The 24,201-nt window shown below is 35.3% G+C and carries 24 protein-coding genes; all 24 read left to right on the forward strand.

Going from position 1 to position 24,201, the window contains the following annotated elements; translation table 11 throughout:
• The first annotated feature begins 28 nt into the window (after positions 1–28).
• The 24 genes from amaP to TEPIDINF_RS03195 all read left to right on the forward strand — a co-directional run bounded on the left by amaP (position 29) and on the right by TEPIDINF_RS03195 (position 24,201).
• Positions 29–577 carry an alkaline shock response membrane anchor protein AmaP gene (gene amaP / locus TEPIDINF_RS03080; protein WP_161937280.1) on the forward strand — a complete coding sequence of 183 codons (549 nt, stop codon included), beginning with the start codon at positions 29–31 and terminating at the stop codon, positions 575–577.
• 13 nt (positions 578–590) lie between these two features.
• The gene (locus TEPIDINF_RS03085; RefSeq protein WP_068723616.1) at positions 591–806 is read left to right on the forward strand and encodes a DUF2273 domain-containing protein; all 216 of its coding nucleotides are present in this window, start codon (positions 591–593) and stop codon (positions 804–806) included.
• A gap of 120 nt (positions 807–926) precedes the next feature.
• Positions 927–1,361 carry a transcription antitermination factor NusB gene (gene nusB, locus TEPIDINF_RS03090; protein ID WP_068723618.1) on the forward strand — a complete coding sequence of 145 codons (435 nt, stop codon included), beginning with the start codon at positions 927–929 and terminating at the stop codon, positions 1,359–1,361.
• Between the two features lie 8 nt (positions 1,362–1,369).
• Positions 1,370–2,329, forward strand: a complete 960-nt coding sequence (locus TEPIDINF_RS03095; RefSeq protein WP_068723620.1) for a Kae1-like domain-containing protein — start codon at positions 1,370–1,372, stop codon at positions 2,327–2,329.
• Positions 2,330–2,416: 87 nt separating this feature from the next.
• Positions 2,417–3,274: a bifunctional methylenetetrahydrofolate dehydrogenase/methenyltetrahydrofolate cyclohydrolase FolD gene (folD, locus tag TEPIDINF_RS03100; protein ID WP_421691342.1), complete on the forward strand. Its 858-nt coding sequence runs from the start codon at positions 2,417–2,419 to the stop codon at positions 3,272–3,274.
• Between the two features lie 13 nt (positions 3,275–3,287).
• On the forward strand, positions 3,288–4,649 hold the full coding sequence (gene xseA, locus TEPIDINF_RS03105) for an exodeoxyribonuclease VII large subunit (RefSeq protein ID WP_421692134.1): 1,362 nt from the start codon (positions 3,288–3,290) through the stop codon (positions 4,647–4,649).
• Positions 4,639–4,905 (forward strand): exodeoxyribonuclease VII small subunit, encoded by a 267-nt coding sequence (gene xseB / locus TEPIDINF_RS03110; protein ID WP_068723625.1) that lies wholly within the window; start codon positions 4,639–4,641, stop codon positions 4,903–4,905. Before xseA ends, xseB begins: the two co-directional genes overlap by 11 nt.
• Positions 4,906–4,913: 8 nt before the next feature.
• Positions 4,914–5,804 carry a polyprenyl synthetase family protein gene (locus TEPIDINF_RS03115; RefSeq protein ID WP_421691343.1) on the forward strand — a complete coding sequence of 297 codons (891 nt, stop codon included), beginning with the start codon at positions 4,914–4,916 and terminating at the stop codon, positions 5,802–5,804.
• A 691-nt stretch (positions 5,805–6,495) separates the two neighbouring features.
• Positions 6,496–7,119: a hypothetical protein gene (locus TEPIDINF_RS03120; protein WP_068723628.1), complete on the forward strand. Its 624-nt coding sequence runs from the start codon at positions 6,496–6,498 to the stop codon at positions 7,117–7,119.
• Entirely contained in the window at positions 7,100–8,986 is a 1,887-nt protein-coding gene (gene dxs / locus TEPIDINF_RS03125; RefSeq protein ID WP_421691344.1) for a 1-deoxy-D-xylulose-5-phosphate synthase, read from the forward strand. Before TEPIDINF_RS03120 ends, dxs begins: the two co-directional genes overlap by 20 nt.
• A complete protein-coding gene (locus TEPIDINF_RS03130) occupies positions 8,986–9,801 on the forward strand; it encodes a TlyA family RNA methyltransferase (RefSeq protein WP_421691345.1) in 816 nt (271 codons plus the stop codon). The genes dxs and TEPIDINF_RS03130 overlap by 1 nt, the downstream gene beginning before the upstream one ends.
• Before the next feature lie 103 nt (positions 9,802–9,904).
• Positions 9,905–10,354 (forward strand): transcriptional regulator AhrC/ArgR, encoded by a 450-nt coding sequence (ahrC, locus tag TEPIDINF_RS03135; protein WP_068723634.1) that lies wholly within the window; start codon positions 9,905–9,907, stop codon positions 10,352–10,354.
• Between the two features lie 36 nt (positions 10,355–10,390).
• Positions 10,391–12,121 (forward strand): DNA repair protein RecN, encoded by a 1,731-nt coding sequence (gene recN, locus TEPIDINF_RS03140; RefSeq protein WP_421691346.1) that lies wholly within the window; start codon positions 10,391–10,393, stop codon positions 12,119–12,121.
• 227 nt (positions 12,122–12,348) lie between these two features.
• On the forward strand, positions 12,349–13,662 hold the full coding sequence (spoIVB, locus tag TEPIDINF_RS03145; protein WP_068723638.1) for a SpoIVB peptidase: 1,314 nt from the start codon (positions 12,349–12,351) through the stop codon (positions 13,660–13,662).
• 179 nt (positions 13,663–13,841) lie between these two features.
• Complete coding sequence (gene spo0A, locus TEPIDINF_RS03150) at positions 13,842–14,633, forward strand: sporulation transcription factor Spo0A (protein ID WP_068723641.1); 792 nt, start codon at positions 13,842–13,844, stop codon at positions 14,631–14,633.
• A gap of 118 nt (positions 14,634–14,751) precedes the next feature.
• Positions 14,752–15,912 (forward strand): putative cytokinetic ring protein SteA, encoded by a 1,161-nt coding sequence (gene steA / locus TEPIDINF_RS03155; protein WP_220126412.1) that lies wholly within the window; start codon positions 14,752–14,754, stop codon positions 15,910–15,912.
• Positions 15,913–15,921: 9 nt separating this feature from the next.
• On the forward strand, positions 15,922–16,572 hold the full coding sequence (locus TEPIDINF_RS03160; RefSeq protein WP_068723643.1) for a copper transporter: 651 nt from the start codon (positions 15,922–15,924) through the stop codon (positions 16,570–16,572).
• Entirely contained in the window at positions 16,572–17,264 is a 693-nt protein-coding gene (locus TEPIDINF_RS03165; RefSeq protein ID WP_068723646.1) for a glycosyltransferase family 2 protein, read from the forward strand. The genes TEPIDINF_RS03160 and TEPIDINF_RS03165 overlap by 1 nt, the downstream gene beginning before the upstream one ends.
• Positions 17,261–18,055 (forward strand): MraY family glycosyltransferase, encoded by a 795-nt coding sequence (locus TEPIDINF_RS03170; protein WP_421691347.1) that lies wholly within the window; start codon positions 17,261–17,263, stop codon positions 18,053–18,055. The genes TEPIDINF_RS03165 and TEPIDINF_RS03170 overlap by 4 nt, the downstream gene beginning before the upstream one ends.
• Before the next feature lie 13 nt (positions 18,056–18,068).
• The gene (locus tag TEPIDINF_RS03175) at positions 18,069–20,132 is read left to right on the forward strand and encodes a sigma-54 interaction domain-containing protein (RefSeq protein ID WP_068723653.1); all 2,064 of its coding nucleotides are present in this window, start codon (positions 18,069–18,071) and stop codon (positions 20,130–20,132) included.
• Positions 20,133–20,319: 187 nt separating this feature from the next.
• A complete protein-coding gene (ptb, locus tag TEPIDINF_RS03180; protein WP_068723656.1) occupies positions 20,320–21,228 on the forward strand; it encodes a phosphate butyryltransferase in 909 nt (302 codons plus the stop codon).
• Between the two features lie 51 nt (positions 21,229–21,279).
• Positions 21,280–22,371 (forward strand): Glu/Leu/Phe/Val family dehydrogenase, encoded by a 1,092-nt coding sequence (locus TEPIDINF_RS03185; RefSeq protein WP_068723659.1) that lies wholly within the window; start codon positions 21,280–21,282, stop codon positions 22,369–22,371.
• Positions 22,372–22,427: 56 nt separating this feature from the next.
• Positions 22,428–23,537 carry a butyrate kinase gene (gene buk, locus TEPIDINF_RS03190; protein WP_421691348.1) on the forward strand — a complete coding sequence of 370 codons (1,110 nt, stop codon included), beginning with the start codon at positions 22,428–22,430 and terminating at the stop codon, positions 23,535–23,537.
• Complete coding sequence (locus TEPIDINF_RS03195) at positions 23,524–24,201, forward strand: hypothetical protein (RefSeq protein ID WP_069797556.1); 678 nt, start codon at positions 23,524–23,526, stop codon at positions 24,199–24,201. Before buk ends, TEPIDINF_RS03195 begins: the two co-directional genes overlap by 14 nt.

Genomic DNA, 24,201 nt, shown 5'->3' on the forward strand with positions numbered 1-24,201 from the left:
GGGGGTTCATAGGTTGGGAGGACGTCAAATGAAAAGTTTCGATCGTTTTTTCCTATTCCTTTACAGTATTACTTTCTTAATTGTATCGTTGGTTGCACTACTGGTAGGAGTGGGATTTCTACAATATAACTTGCTTATTGAACTTATTGAAAAGATCTATTTTGATTATCCACTTGTTTTATTAGGGATAAGCATAGTTACTTTGTTTTTTAGCATTTATTTCTTGGCTAGAAGTTTACAATCTAAAAAGGGAATCTCCACATTTCGTAAACGTTTAGAAATCGGAGAGGTTCAAATTTCAATGGAATCATTAGAAACTCTTGTAACTAGAGTTTCTTCTAAAGTCAAAGGTGTAAGAGAATTAAAAGCAAGGGTAAAACCGGAAGAAAACGGGACGATTACGATTCTAGTGAAAGTATTTGTTGATGGAGAAACGCCTATGCCTTTAATTACAGAAGAAATTCAACAACAGGTTAAAGAAAATATAGAACATATTTCTGGTATTACAGTTGGACAAGTGCATGTAATGATCTCCAATATTAGCCAAAATACTGTGAGAAAGCCTCGTGTAGAATAGGGGGGCTAATAGAGTGTTCTTAAAACTTTGGGAAGAGCATCCAGGTACTATAGTTGGGCTGATTAGTGGTTTATTTGTTGGATTTATCTTTTTATTCGTTGGGTTTTGGAAAACAATTATTTTTCTAGGATTTGTTGGTATGGGGTTGTACATCGGGAAAAAAATAGATGCTAGAGAAGACTTGCATGATGTCTTAGCGGAAATCCTTCCAGAAAAATTCTTAAAATAAGATAGTCAACTAAGTAGAAACCTATCATTCTTTTACACGTATTAAGCCACCTAGTATGGTGGTTTTTCTTTTTTGGTATGATAAGATAAAAGAGGAAATTTTTAAGAAGGAGAAATGACTGTGAAACGTAGTGTCTTAAGAGAAAAAGTATTACAAATTTTATTTCAAATGGATCTAGCTGATATTGAAATAGAGAATGCCATAGATTCAGTAACAGAAGACGAAAATTTTAGCGAGGAAGATCTCTCATTTATCAAAAATCGAGTAAATGGATCGTATCATCATCTTAAGGAAATTGATGAGGAAATTAGTCAATTTTTAAAAGGATGGCAACTAGATCGACTTGCAAAGGTTGACAGAGCGATTTTAAGGATGTCAACATTTGAACTGATGAATATTGAAGATGTACCAGTTAAGGTAACCCTTAATGAAGCAGTAGAATTAGCTAAAAGATTTGGTTCAGATCAATCTCCAAAATTTATAAATGGTGTATTAGGTTCAATGGTTAAAGCCAACCCACAGTGGGATTCAAAGGGACAGACGGTTACAGAATAGGAGTTAAAATGAGGAAAAAAAGTTTTTTGGGAATAGATACCAGCAATTATATGACATCAATCTGTTTTATTGATAAAAATAGGGAAGTACTCTATGAAGCAAAAAAGCTCCTTCAGGTTGGACATGGGAAAAGAGGACTTCAACAGTCGGAAGCCTTATTTCAACATGTCAGGAATTTACCTGAACTATTTAAAAATTGGTATGGAACAGAGGAGTTTGAACTAAGTGGAATTGCAGTTAGTCGTGCACCTAGGCCTGATAAAGATTCTTATATGCCCGTATTTTTAGCAGGGTTAAGTGTTGCTGAAAGTATGTCAGCAACGTTTCATGTTCCAATCTATTTTACAACGCATCAAGAAGGCCATATCGCTGCAGGGTTATATAGTGCAGAAAAACGACCAAAAAATAAGCATTTTCTTACAGTTCATTTATCTGGTGGAACAAGCGAGATTTTATTTGTAGATCAGATGGATTCAGGTTTTCAAATCATAAAGCTTGGGGGAACCCTTGATCTTCATGCTGGTCAACTCATTGATCGTATTGGTGTGCTACTCGGATTTTCATTTCCAGCTGGACGTTTTGTCGAGGAACTCGCCTTGTCAAGTCACACTGAGTTCAAAAGAATTCCTTCTTCAATCAAAGAGCTTTCTTTTCATTTTTCAGGTGCAGAGAATGAAGCAATGAAAAGAATTAAGAATGGTGAGCCTAAAGAAGAAGTAGCTAGGGCAATAGAGCACAATATTGCAACAACGATAAGTAAGGTATTAAGAAAAGCTATTGAACAAGGCTATCCAAAAGAAATTTTAATTGTTGGTGGGGTTGCTCAAAACCAATATATTCGAGAATATTTAATCAAACGTTTAGAACATAGAAGTGTTGGAGCAGCTCTGTTTTTTGCAAAAAAGGAATACTCTGGGGACAATGCTTTTGGAGTAGCAAACATCGGACTTAATCAATGGAATGTTTAGAATATTATTATGTTTTGCCTTTACAAAATCTTTCCTATCCATATACACTAGATGATAATGATGAAATAATTTTTAGGAGGTCTATTTATGTCCGCGCAAATCATTAGTGGTAAAGAGGTAGCAAAAAGTATAAGAGAAGAATTAAAATTAGAAGTTGAAACGTTAAAAGAGCAAGGAATTACTCCTGGATTATCGGTTATTTTAGTAGGAAATGATCCTGCTTCCCACTCCTATGTCAAGGGGAAGGCAAAGGGGTGTGAAGAAGTTGGAATTAAATCTGAAGTGATTTACTTGGAAGAAACAATTTCTCAAGAGACCCTTTTGGCAGAAATAGAAAGATTAAATCTAGATTCAAATGTTCATGGTATATTAGTTCAGTTACCTCTACCGAAACATATTGAAGAAGACGCGATCATTAATGCGATTGACCCTAAAAAGGATGTAGATGGTTTTCATCCAATCAATGTTGGGAAAATGATGATTGGTGAAGATGCTTATCTACCTTGTACACCACATGGGATCATTGAGTTAATTAAACGTACGGGCACTGAAATCAAAGGTAAGCATGCAGTTGTGATTGGCAGAAGTAATATTGTAGGTAAACCCGTTTCAATTCTTTTATTAAAAGAACATGCCACTGTCACCATTGCCCATTCTAGAACACAAAATCTTAAGGAAATTACGAGACAAGCAGATATTCTGGTGGTAGCAATCGGAAAGCCTCAAATTATCACAAAAGATTTTGTATCACCAGGAACACTCGTGATTGATGTTGGGGTTAATCGTTTAGAAACTGGGAAATTGGTTGGAGATGTTGATTTTGAAGGAGTCTCTAACGTCGCTAGTTATATCACGCCAGTACCAGGTGGAGTAGGGCCAATGACCATCACCATGTTATTAAAAAATACGATTGAAGCTGCAAAAAAAATAAACAAACTGAAGTAGGAGGATTTTTTTGATAATTGATCAAAATAAAGTATATAGTATTAAAGAATTAACCTTATATCTTAAGACTTTATTGGATCATGACCCAATCCTTTCAAATGTATGGTTGCAAGGAGAAATCTCTAACTATACCCACCATTCTAGCGGGCATATGTATTTTACGTTAAAGGATGAAGAAAGCCGATTACGTTGTATTATGTTTGCTGGAAATAACCGTTTTCTAAAGTTTATTCCGAAAAACGGAATGAAAGTGATGGCAAGAGGGTATATATCTATTTTTGAACGAGATGGTCAATATCAATTCTATATTCAGGAAATGCAACCTGATGGGATTGGTCAACTTTATTTGGCTTATGAACAATTAAAAGAAAAATTAGAAAAAGAAGGATTATTTGATCCGCTAAATAAAAAATTATTACCCCCCTACCCACAAACAATCGGGATTATTACATCTCCGACTGGCGCAGCAATTCGGGATATGATTATAACCATGAAGAGGAGATATCCTCTGGTAAACATCTTGCTTTTTCCTGTCTTGGTACAAGGACAAGGAGCTGCTGAATCAATCGCAGAGGCCATACAGAAGTTGAATCAATACGCTGGGATCGATATCCTAATTGTAGGGCGTGGTGGGGGATCGATAGAAGAATTGTGGGCTTTTAATGAAGAGATTGTTGCTAGGAGTATTTATCAATCAAAGATACCGGTGATTAGTGCAGTAGGGCATGAAACAGATTTCACCATTGCTGACTTTGTCGCAGATATCAGAGCAGCAACACCAACTGCAGCAGCTGAAATTGCTGTACCTCATATTGACGAATTAAAGGTAAGCTTAGCTTATTTAGTAAAGAGATTAGAAAAACGATTATTACAAAATGTAGAACATTCAAAAAACTTGTTATCCAATGTTCTACGCTCTATTATTTTTCGGCGCCCTGAACAACTGTGGTCTAACCAGATACAACAATTGGATCGATTGGAAGAAAGGTTAAACCACTCCCTACAACGTTATGTGTCGATTCACAAGGAAAAGGTTCAAAATGTTTATCAGCAGTTATTATTAGAAAAACCTGATCAAAAACTGAAAAGGGAAAGAGAAAAACTAAACTTTTTAAAAACACAGCTCATTCGCGAACTTAAAGTGATTAAAGATCAATCCGAAAAAAAATTAGCAGTAAAAATGGGACAATTAGATGCTTTAAGCCCTTTAAAAGTAATGCAAAGAGGATTTTCAATCGCATATAATGAGGAAGGCACCCAATTATTAAAATCTATCCAACAAGTGAACTTAGGTGATATTATTCGACTTCGCTTGCAAGATGGACAGTTACACTGTCAGGTGTGGAGTTTGGAGGAAGAAAAAAATGAAAAATGAAGAGTTATTAACTGATGATCAAATCAATGAACTTTCTTTTGAACAATCATTAGAACGGTTGGAAATCATCGTGGAGAAGCTGGAGTCTGGGAATGTACCTCTAGAAAAAGCAATCGATCTATTCCAAGAGGGAATGAAATTAGCAAAACGTTGTCATTCAAAATTAGAAAATATCGAGCATAAAGTTGAAGTTTTGTTAGAAAAAGATGGCGAATGGCTTAAAAAACCATTTGAATATGATGAGGGAGCGGAATAAATACCAAGATGACAGTCATTAGTAATTACATCACTGAAAAAGCCCATCTGATTAACCAAGCAATTACTAAATTTTTACCATCAGATGGGGTGCCTTCCATTTTAAAAGAAGCTATGGAATACTCTTTAACCGCTGGAGGAAAACGGATTCGACCTGTTTTAGCAATTGCAACTTACGAAGCTTTTAATAAAAATGGTAATGACATTCTACCCATAGCAATTAATCTTGAATATCTTCATACCTATTCGTTAATTCATGATGATTTGCCTTGCATGGATAATGACGATTTTCGAAGAGGAAAACCAACGAATCATAAAGTGTATGGCGAAGCAATAGCCGTTTTAGCTGGTGATGCGTTACTAACTCATGCCTTTGGTAATATGGCTAAATTTCTAAAAAAAATGTCTGTATCTATTGAAACGGCTTTACAAATAATTGAAGAGTTTGCTAACTACACTGGTGCAAGTGGAGTGGTTGGTGGCCAAGTCCTAGACATGCTAGGTGAGCAAGGTACCACCACATTAGAAAATTTACTTCAAATACATACACATAAAACAGGTGATTTATTGGTTTTCTCTGTTCGCTTGGGAGCCTTAGCAGCTGGTGCATCAGAATTTCAATTACAAAAACTAACAGAATTTGCGCGGAAAATAGGATTAGCTTTTCAAATCCAAGATGATATTCTTGATATCATTGGGGATTCGAATAAATTAGGGAAGAAAGTTGGAAGTGACCAAATCAATCAAAAAGTTACTTATCCATACTTTAAAGGGATCGAACAATCGAAAAAAGAAGTAGACGAACTAATTACATCAGCAAAAAAATCGATTCAGGATATTGGTATTGAGACCAATCATTTATATGAAATTGCTAATTTCCTCATATACCGGGAAAATTAAGATGAAATGGCTTTTGTTAATTTAATAGATTTATGGTATAATTATTGCTGTTTATTGGAGTGGTGCAGTATTTCTAGTCAATCTACCTATCTTGAAGACGGGCCTAAAAATCCGTCAAAGGGCACATCGATGAAGTTCTTGGTGTTGGCTTCTGACGCCCAGTCGGGGGTCGATGCTGGGAGTTAAGGTTGAAGGGCGATCCACAATGGCATGTGGGCGTAGACCCTTCTTCCGCGGAGGCCCAAGTTCGTAGTAAGGAGGTTCCTACCAAATTATTATGGCTTGGGGTATGAACCTGCAATGCGAGGTTTCACTTGTATGCAGCGTAGCCTGCCTTGAGTGATATAGTGTGGGATTATAGGCTAACAATAAATCATCTTCGGCCAAGATGATTTATTCGTTCTATATGAAATCTATATTGCAAAAGAGGCTAGGGATAGGTTAAAGGTTGTTGAGGAAAACTCCTAGACTGCTCATAATGAGGCTCTTTGAGGATTGTAGTGTGGACTAAGTGGTAATCTAGTCCAATGTTTGGTGACAACATTGAGGAGAGCGTAAAGGGAAACCGCCTTTTTGGCGACGAAAAGGTGTCTCTCTTGGGAAAACCTACTGGACCTAAGCCACAGTGTTTACTCAAAGAGTTACCACTCCAATATTGGCTTAAAAGATTAATATTAGGAGATTTACATAAATGAAATTTTCCTTTAAGGACTCTATAAAATGGAGTCTATTGATTAGTTTGGTTACCTTACTACTTTCCGCAACATTTACAATTGTTTCTACTATTGTATTAGCGGGTGTTGGTTGGGGAATAGGTATGGTCGTTGTCTTGATTATTGTGATCATAGGAGTCTTTTTTGATATGTTAGGGCTAGCTGCGGCCTCTGCACAAGAAAAACCTTATCATTCTATGGCTGCGGAAAAATTACATGGTGCTAAGCAAGCGATTAAGATTGTAAGAAATGCGGATAAGTTTTCTAATTTTTGCAATGATGTAATTGGAGATATTAGTGGAATTGTAAGTGGTACGGCTAGTGCAGCGGTGGTTTTACAGTTAGTATATACCTTTGGCGAAACGGAACAGTCTATGTTGTTTAAAGCGCTTTCTGTGCTGTTCACTGCTACTGTGGCGGCACTTACCGTGGGTGGTAAAGCATTGGGGAAAGCATTTGCCATTCAAAACTCGATAAGAATCGTTTTAAAAGTAGGTCAATTTTTTTATTTACTCGAAAAAAATTTTAACATAGAAATATTTAATGGAGATAAAAAGAGTAAAAAGAAAGTGAGGGGGAAAAATGGAGTTAAATCAAATTAAAGATCCAAAGCAAATTAAACCCCTTTCAGTACAGGAATTACAAGTTCTTGCAGAAGAAATCAGATATTTTTTAATTGAAAAGTTGTCCTTAACAGGTGGTCATCTTGCTCCAAACTTAGGGGTTGTTGAATTAACATTGGCTCTACACTATTTATATGATAGCCCAAAGGATAAGATTTTATGGGATGTTGGTCACCAAGCTTATGTTCATAAAATTTTGACAGGGAGATCAGATCAGTTTGATAGTTTGCGACAGTTTAAGGGGTTAAGTGGTTTCCCTAAACGGTCTGAAAGTGAACATGATGTTTGGGAAACCGGACACAGCAGTACATCTCTATCTGCAGCAATGGGATTAGCCATTGCTAGAGATTTAAAAAAAGAAAACCATCGAGTGATTGCTGTGATTGGCGATGGAGCAATGACTGGTGGGATGGCTTTAGAGGCTTTAAATCATATTGGACATGAGCAAAGAAATATTATGATCGTATTAAATGACAACGAGATGTCCATTGCGCCTAACGTAGGGGCTATCCATAATTATTTAGGTAAGCTACGAACGAATGTCCATTATATCAAAGCAAAAGATGAATTAGAGGCATTATTAAATAAAATCCCAGCAATCGGTGGGAAACTGGCCAAAACTGCTGAACGGATTAAAGATAGTTTAAAATATTTGGTATTAAACGGAGTTTTGTTTGAAGAATTAGGTTTAACTTATTTAGGGCCAATTGATGGGCATAATATAGAAGAGCTAATCACAACTTTTAAGCAAGCTAACAAAACGGAAGGGCCTGTACTCGTTCATGTTGTCACCAAAAAGGGTAAGGGATATAAACCTGCAGAACTAGATTCTGATAAATTCCATGGGATTAGCCCATATAAAATTGAATCTGGAGAAGTTATGAAAAAAGATGGTCCACCAAGCTATACAGAGGTTTTTGGAAGCTCAATTGTAAAGATTGCAGAGAATAATACCAAAGTAGTTGCGATTACAGCTGCCATGCCAAGTGGTACAGGATTGAAAAAGTTCCAAGAAACGTTTCCAGATCGTTTTTATGATGTCGGTATCGCTGAACAACACGCTACTACAATGGCTGCTGGATTAGCGGTTGCTGGAATGAGTCCTGTTTTGGCTATTTATTCAACTTTTTTACAGAGAGCATATGATCAATTGATTCACGATGTTGCAAGGCAAAATTTACATGTAACCTTTGCGATTGATCGTGCAGGATTTGTTGGAGCTGATGGTGAAACACATCACGGCGTTTTTGATATTGCTTATCTACGTAGTTTGCCTAACATGATAATTATGGCTCCAAAGGATGAAAATGAATTACAACATATGCTTTATACGGCTATTGAAGAATGTGAAGGACCAGTTGCTATTCGCTATCCAAGAGGGAATGGAGTCGGGGTAGCGTTAGAAGATGCCTTTAAAAGAATACCTATAGGTAAATACGAAATTCTTAGATCAGGTCAAGATATTGCTATTCTTGCAGTGGGATCTATGGTACAGATTGCTGAACAAGCTGCTGATCAACTGATGGAACTGGATATTTATCCAATGATTATTAATGCTCGATTTGTAAAACCATTAGATGAAGATTTACTGATGCAATTAGCTGAACAGCGATATAAAATCATCACGATTGAAGAAGGTGTTGAAAAAGGTGGTTTCGGTAGCGCAATTTTAGAATTTTATTCGAAACACCTTCAAAACGAAATGGAAGTAACAATCATGGGTATACCGGATGAATTTGTGGAACAAGGTAGTATGGCACAACTTCGAAATCTTGTAGGGTTGTCTGTTGGAAATTTAGTCAATCAAGTAAAAAACTTGGGAACTCAAATAAAGCAAAGGGCATAATGATGGCAAATAAAGAAAGACTTGATATTATTGTAACTCAAAAAGGTTTTTTTCAGTCGAGAGAACAGGCCAGAAGAGCGATTATGGCTGGTCTAGTCAAAGTAAATGAAGAAGTGATCGATAAACCAGGTATGAAGATAGCAAATGATGCTAAAGTGACCATTAAAGGGGAGATACATCCTTTTGTTTCTAGGGGAGGGCTTAAGCTTTTAAAAGCGATAGAAACCTTTAAGATCAATCTGACAAATAAAATTGTGATTGATATTGGTGCTTCAACAGGTGGATTTACGGATTGTTCTTTACAACATGGTGCAAAAGAAGTGTACGCTGTGGATGTAGGATATGGACAATTGGCATGGTCTTTGAGACAAGATGAAAGGGTACATGTAATGGAAAGGACTAACTTCCGTTACTTAAAAAAAGAGGATCTTGTTTCCTTGCCACCAAACTTTGCAACCATTGATGTTTCATTTATTTCATTGAAAACCATTTTAGCCCATTTAACTTCTATTCTACAACCTAATGGTGAAATTGTGGCATTAGTAAAACCACAATTTGAAGCTGGTAAGTATCTAGTAGGGAAAAATGGAATTGTTAAGGACCCCAAAATTCATCTGGATGTTCTTAAAACAATGATAACTTTTGCCATAGATCATGGTTACAAAATACTAGGAGTTACCTATTCGCCAATTAAAGGTGGAGAAGGAAATATTGAATTCCTCTTATACCTTCGTTATCAAACTAGTGAACAGTCGATAGAAGATCTTGAGGATTTAATTTTTCAAACAGTGAACCTCGCTCATCGTGAGTTATAACAACCCTTCAAGGGTTGTTTCTTTTTTAAAATAGATGGTTTGCTTTATTTTAAAATTAACGTATAATTATTCATAAGAATACATTGTTTCTTCCTGGAGGGAAATCATGAAAGGAAAAAGACATCTTAAAATCCGTGAACTAATAGCTAATAAGGATATAGAGACCCAAGATGAATTAGTTGATGAGTTAAGAAATGCTGGGTTTCAAGTTACCCAAGCAACGATTTCTAGGGACATAAAAGAACTTCATTTAGTAAAAGTTCCTATAGAAGATGGGAGATATAAATACTCCTTACCTGCTGATCAACGATTTAATCCATTACATAAGTTAAAGCGAACTCTTAGTGACAGCTTTGTTGGGATTGATTCCACTGAAAACCTGATCATATTGAAAACGCTTCCTGGTAATGCTAATGCACTAGGAGCGTTAATTGACCATTTACAATGGAATGAAATCATGGGAACAATTTGTGGAGATGATACCTGTCTAATTATTTGTCGCACTAAAGAAAATGCAAAGGAAATTTCAAAAAAATTTTTAGAAATGTTATAAAGCCAATATCAGATTAAGACAAAGTGGTGAAATGAAATGTTAGTAGAATTAGCGATTCGCCAATTTGCAATTATTAAAGAGTTGAGAATTAATTTTAAAAAGGGACTCAACATTTTAACTGGGGAAACAGGTGCAGGTAAATCAATCATTATCGATGCGATACAACTTATAATTGGGGGAAGAGGGTCCGTTGATTTTATTCGTAATCAAGCTGAAAAAGCTGAAATAGAAGCTTTATTCGATTTACCTGATCAACATCCTGTATTTCAGATTCTAAGTTCTTTAGGTATTGAACTACCTCAAGATGGTATGCTTTTGATTAGAAGAGAACTGTTGCAAAATGGAAAAAGTATATGTCGAATCAATGGGCAGTTAGTGACATTGGGTATGTTAAAAGAAGTTGGGCAGTGGTTAATCCAACTTCATTCACAACATCAAAACCAGAGCTTATTTTTTCAGGACAAACAATTGGCTTTGTTGGATGCATACGGTGAATTAAGTCTAGACAAGACTAAAAAAGAATTTAGGCATTTATTTGATCAATATGATACCCTAAGGAAAGAGGAAAAACTCTTACTTGAAAATGAAAAGGAATTAGTTCAACGTTACGATTTATTAAAATACCAATTGAATGAAATTATTACTGCTGAATTACAACCTGGAGAGGATCAAGAACTCATTCAGAAAAGGGATCAAATTAGATATTCAGAAAAAATCGTAAAGGGGATTGGTCATTCTTATAAAATTCTTTCCAAAGAAAATGGTGTTATTGATTTATTATCACATACACTTAGCATACTTGATCAAATTACTCAGTACGATACAAAGATTAAAGAATACTATAATCAGCTTATGAACTCTTATTATCAAATTGATGATATAAGTGCTCAACTTAATCAAATGTTATATCAGATGGATTTTGAACCGAACCAGCTTAACCAAATTGAAGAACGTTTATCGGTTATTCACCATTTAAGACGGAAATACGGTGAATCTGTTGATGCTATCTTAGAATATGCCGCCTCTATTGAGGATGAAATCGACGTGATTGAAAATAGGGATCAACACCTTCAACATATACAACAAAAATTAAAAGATATTACACATGATTTAATTCTTGAGGCTACTGAGTTATCTAATCAAAGGAAAAAATTAGCTAAAGAACTAAGTCAAAAAATTGAATACGAATTGCGTGATCTTGAAATGAAAAATGCAATTTTTAATATTGACATTTATTATAAAGAAGATACAGATGGTATTGATATAAATGGAAAAAAGCTACATATAAACCATTTAGGTATTGATAAAGTTAATTTTCTTATCGCTCCTAACCCAGGAGAACCATTAAAAGCCATTCAAAAAATTGCCTCTGGTGGGGAATTATCTAGAATCATGCTAGCGATTCAAACCATTTTGGCAAATAATGATGAAGTAGAAACCATTATATATGATGAAATTGACGCTGGTGTAAGTGGTCGTGCAGCACAAGCGATTGCAGAAAAATTAGCGTTAGTTGCAAAGAATAAGCAAATTTTTGTTATTACCCATTTACCACAAGTTGCTTCTATGGCTGACCATCATTATTTGATTCGAAAACATATAAAGGATCAGACTACTACTACAGAAGTAACAGTTCTTAACCATCAACAAAAAGTGGATGAAATTTCTCGTATGCTTAGTGGTGTAGAAATGACAGAATTAACAAAGAAACATGCTACAGAAATGCTTGAAAAAGCTTCATCCTTTAAAAAAACAAAAATAAATTGAGCTAGGGGAAAGCTGTCTTTTATGGTGGTTTTCCTTTTTTTTCATTATTAATTGTGACCCCACAAAGTAATCGGAATACGCTTCTAAGGAGATCGTCACTTTTGTGGGAATAATATCTTTACCGCTAAAGGAATGATTTAGATGTTTAAATCAATTTGAGAAAGGATACCTTAAGTGTACAGAGAAATTGGAGGTGTACAGGTAGGTGGCCTAGGAGAGTGATGTGATTGTCCCTTAATAAGCGCAAATGGTTTGGGTTATTTGTTGCAACATTGATTGTTGTTTTCTCTTTTACTTCATCCTTTCAGTCCTTTGTCAATTTTCCTAAAGAAATTCGCATGTTTGAATCTGCAATTAAACAATTAAAATTAGCTTTTCCTCTTTCAGTAATAGTAAGTTCAAGTAATCCTGAGATTTTAGAAGTAAATGGTCATCAAGATGAATTTAAGGCAAATTTAAGTTATCCTTTAACAGTAAAGCCAAAGAAAGACGGAAACACAAAAGTTTCAGTTAAATTATTTGGGGTTATTCCTTTTAAATCACTTGATGTAAATGTGATGAAGGATATTAAAGTAATACCTGGTGGACAAACCATTGGCGTCAAATTAAAATCCGCTGGTATTATGGTTGTTGGGCACCATGTTATTCAACAAGAGAATGGTGTCACTGTGTCTCCTGCAGAAAAGGCAGGTATTCGAGCAGGGGATTTAATTATTAAAATCGGAAATAAAAAGATAAAAGATGTCACAGAAGTGGCTGAAATCGTAAACAAAATGGGGAAAAAGAAAGAAGAAATTGTACTGGATATCGTGAGAAATAGGGAGAAAATAAAAGTAAAAGTAAACCCATTATATGACAAAAAGGCTCAGCTTTATCGTCTAGGTTTATATATACGTGATTCAGCTGCCGGAGTTGGTACATTAACTTTTTATGACCCTGTAAACCATAATTATGGCGCACTGGGGCATGTGATCACGGATATGGATACTCAAGAACCAATCATTGTTGGCGATGGTCAAATTTTATATTCAAACGTAACTTCGATTGATAAGGGGATAAGTGGAAAACCTGGCGAAAAAAGAGCCATATTTGTAGATGAAGATCATGTAATTGGAAACATTAGTAAAAATACGCCATTCGGTATTTTTGGGAAGATGGATCAACAGCCGATCAATGGTGTTATCAACCAATCAATTCCAATTGCATTTCCTGAAGAGGTAAAAGAAGGACCAGCTGAAATCTTAACGGTGATTGAAGGCCAGAAAGTAGAAAAATTTAAGATTGAGATAGTTAATGTAGTTCCCCAAAAATATCCCGCAACTAAAGGGATGATTATCAAAGTCACGGATCCAAAATTATTAGAAAAAACAGGTGGTATTGTCCAAGGAATGAGTGGAAGTCCAATCATTCAAGATGGCAAACTTGTTGGGGCAGTTACTCACGTCTTTGTTAATGACCCAACATCTGGGTATGGTTCCTTTATCGAATGGATGATTAGAGATGCAGGGATGTTAGATGATGAAAAACTCAAGGCAAGCTAAGCCTTGGGTTTTTCTCCGTTAATAAAAAATAAGTGAAAAGTGGAGAATACGGGCGTAATACGGAAAAAAATGCTGAAAAAGTTTTTTCGACAAGAAGGAAAAAAGTTCTAGATGTCGAATAATTTTTAACAGAAATAAAAAATGGAAAAGTTTAGGGCGAGGCTGAAGGAGGAAAAAACTTGTCAAAAATTAAAATTTTAATTGCAGATGATAACAAAGAATTTGTAGATTTGTTAAAAGAATTTATGCTAGCCCAGTCAGATATTGAAGTGATAGGGGTAGCATATAATGGGAATGAGGTTTTAAAAATATTAGAACGTGAAACCCCCGATGTTATGATTTTAGACATTATTATGCCTCATTTGGACGGACTTGGGGTTTTAGAAAAAATGAAAGAAATTCATTTTTCAAAGCCGCCAAAAATCATTATGCTCACCGCTTTTGGCCAAGAAAATATTACACAGCGAGCTGTTGAATTGGGAGCATCTTATTACATACTAAAACCATTTGATATGGATGTATTAACAAATCGTATTAGGCAGGTTGTTAGTAACAAAATTGTCACTCCTCCAACTAAATTAACAACTAATCAAATGATTACTGTTCCTGTAAAAACCAAAAATTTGGATGCCAATATTACGAATATAATCCATGAAATTGGGGTGCCTGCCCATATTAAAGGCTATATGTATTTACGTGAAGCAATTACTATGGTTTATAACGATGTTGAAATTCTTGGCTCGATAACAAAAGTCTTATATCCAAAAATTGCAGAAAAGTTTAACACAACACCTAGTCGTGTCGAGCGTGCCATTCGCCATGCTATTGAAGTGGCTTGGAGTAGAGGAAATGTAGATGCTATTAAGAACTTATTTGGTTATACCGTGAATATTAGTAAAGCAAAGCCGACGAACTCAGAGTTCATCGCCATGGTGGCAGACAAGTTAAGAATTGAAAGTAAAGTAGGATAAAATAACAATATCTAAATTATGCAAAACCCTTGTGGTTTTGCTTTTTTTGTTTCCATAGAATGGCATTTAATATTATGCAAATACTATAAAAGAGCTAAAAAGTAAGGGAATGATTTTGATGATATTTACTAAAACTAATAAAACAATGAAAAGTACCTATATTGTGGATAAAAAAACAAAACACTTATTAACTCGTATCAAACCCAATCAAATTGCAGTCGTTCGTCATTCGGATATTGATGAGATTGCGGCATCTGGTTTTATTGAAAAAAAAGTAAAAGCAATTATTAATTTTTCTCAAACGATGACAGGTAGATATCCTACATTAGGGTTAAAAACATTATTAGAAGCAAAAATACCTGTTTTTGATGTTTTAAAAGGTTATCATATATTTGAACAATTACATGATGAAAATGAAGTTGAAATTAATTTTGATGAAAATATAGCATTTTTTTATTCAATTTGGAAATCGCAAATGGAAGTAGCAATTCAAGAGTGGACTTTTGATAAGTGGAAACAGATTTATAGAGTCGCGACAGAGAATATTGAACAAGAATTGAACAATTTCATCGATAATACCTTAGAATACGCATCAAGAGAAAAAGATTTTGTTTTAAAACCGTTAAAAATTCCACCTCTAAAAACAAAATTTAAAGGTAAACATGCTGTTGTTGTTGTAAGAGGAAAACATTACCGAGAAGATTTGGCAGCCATTCGCTCCTATATTGAAGATTATCATCCGATTTTAGTTGGTGTAGATGGTGGTGCAGATGCTTTAATGGAGCATGGTTTAATCCCTCAGGTGATTCTAGGGGATATGGATAGTGTGTCGGATGAAGCTCTAAAATCAGGCGCTGAAATTATAGTCCACGCTTACCCAGATGGCAGGGCGCCAGGGATAACAAGGGTTAAAGAATTGGGGCTTGAGGCTAAGGTGATTCCCTCATTAGGGACCAGTGAAGATGTGGCGATGTTATTAGCATATGAACAACAAGCGGAAATCATTGTGGCACTAGGCGCCCATTCCCATATGATTGATTTCTTAGAAAAAGGAAGAAAGGGAATGGCTAGCACAGTATTGGTTCGAATGAAAATTGGCACCAAGTTGGTGGATGCAAAAGGTGTTAGTCAGCTGTATCATCCAAGTACACAATGGAAATCAATTAGTTTAATCGGAATTGCGGCAATTACCCCAATCTTAGCGATTAGCTTAATCAATCAAGATATGGTAAGACTTTTAGAAATGATGTGGCTCAATATAAAAATGCTTTTTACGTAGGTGAAACTATTGATTACCAACAAATATTACATTACAACGATCATTGCAATTTTTTTATCTTTAAGTTTGGGAATTTTAATTGGAGGAACATTAGGCCAACAATGGATTAATAACAACCAACAAAAACTGGTTTCCTATTTTAAAGCAAAGTCAGAAGAACTACAAAAAACCAATCAAGATTTAGAGAAAAAAAATGATGAATTACTGTCCTCATATCAGTCCTTAAAAGATGATTTTCAAATTCTTTTCACCAAAAGCATTACTCATACAATTGATGGTCGCAAACTCTTATGGATTAACTCAACGAATGAAGATTTTGAACCGATAAAACGATCAATTAAAATCGCTGGGGGAATTATTTATGAATTAGATCATGAGATTAGTACTGTTGTGATGAAGGGGTCATCTTTTTCAATGAATGCCTCTAAACAGTACGACGCGATTATATTTGTTCCAGAGAATAATGAGCAATTAAAGGAAAGCCAACAACTAGCTCAATATGGAATTCCAGTCATTTATATGGCCAATCAATCAAATGAGTGGATTGAAAAATTGGATTTAGAAGCAGAAGTTTATGAACAGAAGATCAATATCGAATCATTTAATGACCAGTATCAGTTTATTACTTTTCTTAAAAACTTGTTTGAGGAGAAATCTTAATGACTCAACCCAAGATTTCGATTATTGTTCCAGCGTTTAATGAAGAAAAATATATCGAAAGTACGATTCAGGCGATTCGTAAGTGGACCTATGATAAAGAAATTATTATAGTTGATGATGGAAGTACTGATAAGACGAAAGAGATTTTAATGAAAATAGCTTCAGATTCAGTGATAAAGCCAATTTTTCTTAAACTAAACCAAGGAAAAGGACAGGCTCTAAAGGCAGGTATTAAACAAGCTGAAGGAGAAGTGATTATGTTTTTAGATGCTGACCTTGGTGATTCCGCAAAGGATGCTGATCGTTTGCTTGATCCAATTTTTAAGAATGATGCAGATATGACCATTGCTATTCTTCCGCGATCAAGTATGAAGGCAGGTTTTGGTCTAGTTAAAAAATTAGCTAGGAGTGGAATCTATTTCATGACAGGTTATCAACCTATTGCCCCATTATCTGGTCAAAGGGCAATGAAAAGAAAAGTAATCGATCAAATCACAGAATTAGTTAGTGGTTTTGGAATAGAAGTAGGTTTAACCATTGATGTACTTAGAATGGGGTTTAAAATAAAAGAAGTTGAAGTAGCTCTTTACCATCGAGAAACGGGCAGGGATTTAAAAGGGTTTATTCATAGGGGGAAAGAATTTATTGCGGTGGCAAAAGCTTTATTTATTAAGTGGAGGCAGCAACGATGATTATAATATTTGTTACTTTTTTTGTGACGTTCGTATTCTTTCCGTTTTATCAAAGATTTTTAATAAGGTTTGGTAGCTTAAGATTTAATTTTCAAAAACAAATAATTCCTGTTAGTTTTGGAGGCTTTATTTTTTTGATCGAGTCGATCATCATTTATTTATTTCAATTAAACGAAAATAGGTATATATGGATTTCATTGTTAATTATAACTCTTATAGGTACATATGATGATTTATTTGGTGATACTAAAGTAAAAGGACTACGAGGACATATAAAGGCTTTCTTTCATGGGAAGATCACTTCTGGATTTTTAAAAGCAGCTATAGGAGGGCTGATCGCTTTATTTCTAGCTATCTATATCGGTGATTCAAACTTAGTTAAAGTAACGAACTTTTTACTTATATTATTTATGATCAATACGATTAATTTGTTTGACCTTCGCCCAGGGAGAGCGCTTAAGGTTTTTTTTATTTTATTTTTTTTGTTAAGCATATCTAGCACTTTTTTATCTAAAAATCAGTTAGGTTTAGTGGTTTTTACAATATTAACAATAGTGTTCTTTCAAGATGTTCATGCTAAAATAATGTTAGGTGATAGTGGAGCCAATCTAATCGGTTTACACCTTGGGATTTGGTATAGTATGTATTTCTCAATGAGTGGAAAATGGATAATGATTCTTTTTTTAATTGGCTTACATATCTACACAGAACGCTATTCGCTTTCTCGATTAATAGAAAATAATAAAATCTTAAAAAGGATAGATTTATGGGGCCGTCGGGGTACGGTATAGAGGATGTGGGGAAATGAAGGTAAGAAAAGTTTTAATTATAGGTGCTGGTAATGGTGGGAGCTCCCTGCTTAAGGCTTTACAAGGAATGGAAAAACTTAAAATTGTGGCTATCGTTGATCAGAATCTTTTAGCACCAGGGATTCAATTAGCAAAAGAATTAGGAATTGAGGTTTCATTAGAATTTTATTCTTTTTTAAATGAGAATATAGATGTCATTTTTGATGCGACAGGAGATGTACGTGTATTTGAGGAGCTTCAGAATCATAAACCAGAGCACACTGTTATCATTCCTGGAACCATCGCTAATATTATTATGAGCTTAATTGAAGAGAAGGAAAGTTTAATACAGGAATTAACGCGGCAACAAAGGGAACTAGATGTGATTCTTAATTCAACCCATGACGCCATGATTGCAGTCAATAAAGACGGAAGAATTACACTATTTAATCGAGCGGCTGAACTTCTATTAGACAAAAAATCTTCGTCTATTTTGGGTACGTTAGCACAAGTCTCTATTCCAAATACTAGGCTACACTTGGTTTTACAAACAGGGAAACCAGAATTAAATCAAGAACAACAATTGGATAATAATAAAAAAATTGTGACCAACCGAGTGCCGATGATTAATGCAGATGGAGAGATTATAGGTGCTGTAGCAGTATTTAGAGATATAAGTGAAGTATCTAACTTATCAGAACAAGTCTCCGATTTAAAATCGATACAAAGCATGCTTGAAGCGATTATCAATTCTTCTGAGGATGCCATATCTGTTGTCGATCATGAGGGAAAAGGATTGATGATTAATCCGGCATACACAAGACTAACAGGTCTAACAGCAGAAGAAGTGATCAATAAACCAGCTGATGTGGATATTTCTGAAGGAGAAAGCATGCATATGCAAGTATTGCGTACGAAAAAACCAGTGCGTGGCGTTCATTTAAAAGTTGGTCCCAAACGTAGAGATGTTGTTGTCAATGTTGCACCTATTCTTGTGGATGGACAATTAAAAGGTAGTGTAGGAATCATTCATGACACGTCAGAAATCAAAAAGCTAACAGAAGAACTTGAAAAGGCAAGAAGAATTATTCGTACGTTAGAAGCTAAATATACCTTTGATGACATTGTAGGCAGTAGTGAAGAAATGAGATTAGCTATAGAGACAGCTAAAAAAGCAGCGTTAACCCATGCAACAGTATTAGTTAGAGGAGAATCAGGAACTGGAAAAGAACTCTTTGCCCATGCAATTCATAATGCCAGTGATCGTAAATATAACCAATTTGTAAGAGTGAATTGTGCAGCCATTTCTGATTCATTGCTAGAGAGTGAATTATTCGGCTACGAAGAAGGAGCCTTTACTGGTGCTCGAAAAGGTGGAAAAAAAGGTTTTTTTGAAGTAGCTAGCGGTGGAACGATTTTTCTTGATGAGATTGGTGAATTAGAATTAAACACCCAAGCCAAATTACTGCGAGTCCTACAAGAAAAGGAAATTGTTAGAGTAGGTGGCACAAAGCCAATACCTATTGATGTTAGAGTGATTGCAGCGACAAATGTAAATTTGGAAAAAGCAATACGGAATGGGAAATTCCGTGAAGATTTATATTATCGTCTAAATGTTCTTCCGATTATGATTCCATCTCTAAGGGATCGGAAGTCGGACATTCCTTTATTAGTAAGTTATTTAATTAAAAAGTTAAATATTGAATACGGGAGAAAAGTGGAAGGGATAGCAGAAGAAGTCCAGCATATTTTCCTTGAATATGCTTGGCCAGGAAATGTTCGGGAACTAGAGAATGTTATTGGCCGTGCGATTATGAATATGACTTTTAACGAAACGTTTATTCAAATAGAACACTTACCTTCTTTAGGAAAGAGTATTGTTCCTTCCAATTACGAAAAGGTCACAACCGTTCCTTTGGAAGATCATATTCTTCCATTAAGTGACATGATTTCTAAGATGGAAAAAATGTATTTAAAACATGTTCTTAAGAAAGTAGATGGAAATAAGACGAAAGCAGCCCATTTTCTAGGAATCTCGATCAGAAACTTATATTATAAATTGGAAAAATACGGATTATAACGAATAATCATGAAAAATACTGCTTGCAAAAATTTGCGCATGTGCAATTTTTTGCAGGCAGTATTTTAATATAAACTTATTTAAACCTGAAAAAGTAAAGCGCTTTCATAAAGAAAATCTTGGCATGGTTTTTGCTATTTGTTATATTGAAAAGATAAAATGTGTTGTTGAATGAAGGTGGTTTTAAATGAATTCTTTTAAAAAAATCATCTCGAAGATAAAAAGGGATGCCCTACCTCAAGTTGCGGTTGCCGTTGCTGAAGATGAGGAGGTTTTAATTGCTGTACAAAACGCGTTAGAGAAAGGATTTGCTCGCTTTCATTTGTTTGGAGATGAAAGCAAAATAAGGCAGCTAGCTGAAAAAAGTATGATCCCACTAGATCAAGTGAAGATTACAGATGAGAGAGATCATGTTAAGGCGAGTCTTAAAGCGGTAAATTCGGTGAATACTGGAGAGTCGCAAATTTTGATGAAGGGATTAGTACCAACTCCAATTATTTTAAAAGCGGTTCTAGATAAGGAGATAGGTCTTAGAACCCATCGAATTTTGAGTCATATTGCGTTATTTGAAGTAGAAGGACTTGATCGTTTGATCTTTTTAACAGACGCGGCAATGAATATATCTCCGTCGTTAGAACAAAAAGTACAAATTACTCAAAATGCGATTGACTTTGCTCGTATTATAGGACTCACAGAACCAAAAGTTGCTGTTCTTACTGCATTAGAAACTGTAAATCCTAATATGATCGCTACATTGGATGCTGCACTTTTATCAAAAATGGCTGAACGAGGACAAATTTCTGGTGGGATTGTTGATGGGCCATTAGCACTTGATAATGCAATTTCCTTGGAGGCTGCAATGCATAAAGGAATTAAAAGTAAAATAGCTGGCCAAGCAGATATTTTATTAGTTCCTAATATTGAAGTGGGAAATACTTTATACAAATCCCTTGTTTATTTTGGAAAGGTCAAGGTTGGTGCAGTGATTACCGGAGCAAAATCACCCATTGTATTAACTTCAAGGGCTGATTCTTTTGAAACAAAGTTAAATTCTATTGCATTAGCGGTTCTTTTATCACAACAAGCAAATATTTAGTTTTTATTTTTCTATTAAGATATAAATTTATTTAAATGGGAGGAAGAAAGAATGAAAATTTTTGATTACATGGAGAAATTTGATTATGAACAACTGGTATTTGCTCACGATGAGGCTTCAGGGCTAAAAGCAATTATCGCTATTCACGATACTACGTTAGGCCCTGCATTAGGTGGGACAAGGATGTGGACATATGCTTCTGAAGAAGAAGCGATTATTGATGCCTTGCGTTTAGCAAGGGGAATGACCTACAAAAATGCTGCTGCTGGATTAGATCTAGGCGGTGGGAAAACGGTAATTATAGGTGATCCAAGAAAAGATAAAAGTGAGGCATTATTCCGAGCGTTGGGACGATATGTACAAAGTCTTAATGGACGTTATATTACGGCTGAGGATGTAGGGACTACGGTTCAAGATATGGATTATATTCATTTAGAAACTGATTATGTAACTGGTATATCCCCAGCATTTGGTAGTAGCGGTAATCCATCACCAGTCACAGCATATGGAGTTTACCGTGGGATGAAAGCTGCTGCTAAAGTAGCTTTTGGTAGCGATAATTTATCTGGTAAAACAATAGCTGTTCAAGGTGTAGGAAATGTTTCTTACAATCTTCTCAAACATTTACATGAAGAAGGAGCAAATTTCATTGTTACCGATATCAATGAAGATAATGTAAATAAAGCAGTAAAAGAATTTGGGGCCAAGGCTGTAGGTATCAATGAAATATATGGTGTTGAATGTGATATCTTTTCACCGAATGCATTAGGTGCAGTGATTAATGATGATACTATCCCACAACTTAAGGCAAAATTGATCGCAGGATCAGCAAATAACCAATTAAAAGAGGAAAGACATGGAGATATTCTTCAGGAAAAAGGGATTATTTATGCACCTGATTTTGTGATCAATGCTGGTGGTGTGATTAACGTAGCTGATGAGTTAAACGGGTATAATCGTGATCGGGCAATGAAAAAGGTAGAGACCATCTATGATAATATTTTAAAAGTGTTTGAGATTGCTGAAAGAGATGGAATTCCATCCTATAAAGCGGCTAATAAAATGGCTGAGGAAAGAATTGAACAAATGCGTAAGATCCGCAGTAATTTTATTAGGCAAGAAAAAAGTATTCTAGGCCGTTAGACCTTATTGAGTGAAAAGCACTTATCAAGTGCTTTTCACCTTCTCTAAGAAATGGAGTGGAAGTGATGGAGCAAATTTTTCGTTTATTGGTAATCAATCCTGGGTCAACATCCACTAAAATAGCGTTATATGATAATGAAAAATCGGTTTTTGAAGAAACATTAAGACACGACCTCGATGAGTTGAAGCAATTTAATAAAGTAATCGATCAATATGATTTTCGTAAAAATATGATCTTAGAAACCCTTCACAACCAAGGTATCAATTTAACCAAATTAAATGCGGTTGTTGGCAGGGGGGGGTTGTTAAAACCTATTCCGGGTGGAACATATCTAGTGAACGAACATATGGTCAAAGATTTGAAGGATGCTCGATATGGAGAACATGCCTCTAATTTAGGAGCGATGATTGCATACGAAATCTCAAAACAATTAAATATTGCTGCTTATATTGTAGATCCAGTTGTAGTAGACGAATTACAAGCGATTGCTAGAATCAGTGGTATGCCAGAAATTAAACGCAGGTCAATTTTCCATGCTCTCAATCAAAAAGCAGTTGCGCGTAAAGTAGCAACTGAACTTAACCTCACTTATGAATCAGCAAATTTTGTTGTATGTCATATGGGCGGTGGAATCACGGTAGGTGCTCATCATCATGGGAAAGTAATCGATGTTAATAATGGTTTAGATGGAGAGGGTCCATTTTCTCCAGAACGTACAGGAAGTTTACCTGTTGGAGATTTACTTTCATTAGGTTTTTCAGGACAATTTACCCAAGAAGAATTAAAGAAAAAGATAAGTGGCCAGGGTGGAGTTGTTGCCTATTTAGGCACAAATAGCATGGTTGATGTTGAGAAGATGATTACAAACGCCAATGAGAAAGCAAAACTGGTTTGGGATGCGATGATCTATCAAATCGCAAAGGAAATTGGGGCTAGTAGTGCAGCACTTAAAGGAAAGGTTGATGCAATTATATTAACAGGGGGGATTGCATACAGTAAAACCTTTATTGACCAATTGGTAGAGTATATTGCATGGATCGCACCTGTGAAAATACTTCCTGGGGAAAATGAATTGCAGGCATTAGCTGAAGGTGGTTTAAGGGTACTCCGTGGGTATGAACAAGTAAAAGAATACGCTCTAGAGGAAGTTTATGTTGAATCATAATGCTAGAATAACCATTATCACTGGTCACTTTGGCAGCGGGAAAACGGAGATTTCTATCAATTTAAGTTTGAAGGAGAAAGAACAATTTCTAAAAGTTGCAATTAGTGATTTAGATGTCATCAATCCTTACTTTCGTTCTAGGGAGGCTCATTCTCTTTTTGAACAAAAAGGGATAGAACTGATTGCTCCAAAGGGGCAACTCGCTACTGCTGATCTACCAATTGTTTCAGGGGAAATTTATCGTGTACTTCATGATCCCAATTATCATGTAATCATCGATGTAGGTGGGGACAAGGATGGAGCTACTGCTTTAGGACAATATTACAATGATCTAAAGCGAATGAATGTACAAATGATTTTTGTTGTCAATATCAATCGTCCTTATGTGAGTACAGTAGAAGGTATCATCGAAACCATACAGCAAATCGAAAGGGTCTCCCGTCTTAAAGTTTCAGCTTTAATCAACAATACAAACTTAGGTAGAGAGACGACGATTGCGGATATTCAAAAAGGGTTAGAAATGACAAAAATAGTTAGTGAAAATTTGGGGATTCCATTTTTATATACAACGATCTCTAGCGACCTAATGGAAGAAACAGCTGATTTTTCAAGCAATCATGATGTTGTTTATATAGAACGTTTTATGAAATTACCTTGGGAGTAG

The sequence above is a fragment of the Tepidibacillus infernus genome (assembly GCF_048898065.1).
In the GTDB taxonomy this organism is placed as follows: Bacteria; Bacillota; Bacilli; order Tepidibacillales; family Tepidibacillaceae; genus Tepidibacillus_B; species Tepidibacillus_B infernus.

Coding starts and splice junctions, on each gene's coding strand:
- amaP (WP_161937280.1), top strand. CDS start 29: ATGAAAAGTTTCGATCGTTTTTTCCTATTCCTTTACAGTATTACTTTC.
- TEPIDINF_RS03120 (WP_068723628.1), top strand. CDS start 6,496: ATGAAATTTTCCTTTAAGGACTCTATAAAATGGAGTCTATTGATTAGT.
- TEPIDINF_RS03115 (WP_421691343.1), top strand. CDS start 4,914: ATGACAGTCATTAGTAATTACATCACTGAAAAAGCCCATCTGATTAAC.
- steA (WP_220126412.1), top strand. CDS start 14,752: ATGATATTTACTAAAACTAATAAAACAATGAAAAGTACCTATATTGTG.
- recN (WP_421691346.1), top strand. CDS start 10,391: ATGTTAGTAGAATTAGCGATTCGCCAATTTGCAATTATTAAAGAGTTG.
- xseB (WP_068723625.1), top strand. CDS start 4,639: ATGAAAAATGAAGAGTTATTAACTGATGATCAAATCAATGAACTTTCT.
- TEPIDINF_RS03095 (WP_068723620.1), top strand. CDS start 1,370: ATGAGGAAAAAAAGTTTTTTGGGAATAGATACCAGCAATTATATGACA.
- TEPIDINF_RS03165 (WP_068723646.1), top strand. CDS start 16,572: ATGACTCAACCCAAGATTTCGATTATTGTTCCAGCGTTTAATGAAGAA.
- TEPIDINF_RS03195 (WP_069797556.1), top strand. CDS start 23,524: ATGTTGAATCATAATGCTAGAATAACCATTATCACTGGTCACTTTGGC.
- dxs (WP_421691344.1), top strand. CDS start 7,100: ATGGAGTTAAATCAAATTAAAGATCCAAAGCAAATTAAACCCCTTTCA.
- TEPIDINF_RS03170 (WP_421691347.1), top strand. CDS start 17,261: ATGATTATAATATTTGTTACTTTTTTTGTGACGTTCGTATTCTTTCCG.
- TEPIDINF_RS03185 (WP_068723659.1), top strand. CDS start 21,280: ATGAAAATTTTTGATTACATGGAGAAATTTGATTATGAACAACTGGTA.
- TEPIDINF_RS03175 (WP_068723653.1), top strand. CDS start 18,069: ATGAAGGTAAGAAAAGTTTTAATTATAGGTGCTGGTAATGGTGGGAGC.
- ptb (WP_068723656.1), top strand. CDS start 20,320: ATGAATTCTTTTAAAAAAATCATCTCGAAGATAAAAAGGGATGCCCTA.
- folD (WP_421691342.1), top strand. CDS start 2,417: ATGTCCGCGCAAATCATTAGTGGTAAAGAGGTAGCAAAAAGTATAAGA.
- TEPIDINF_RS03130 (WP_421691345.1), top strand. CDS start 8,986: ATGATGGCAAATAAAGAAAGACTTGATATTATTGTAACTCAAAAAGGT.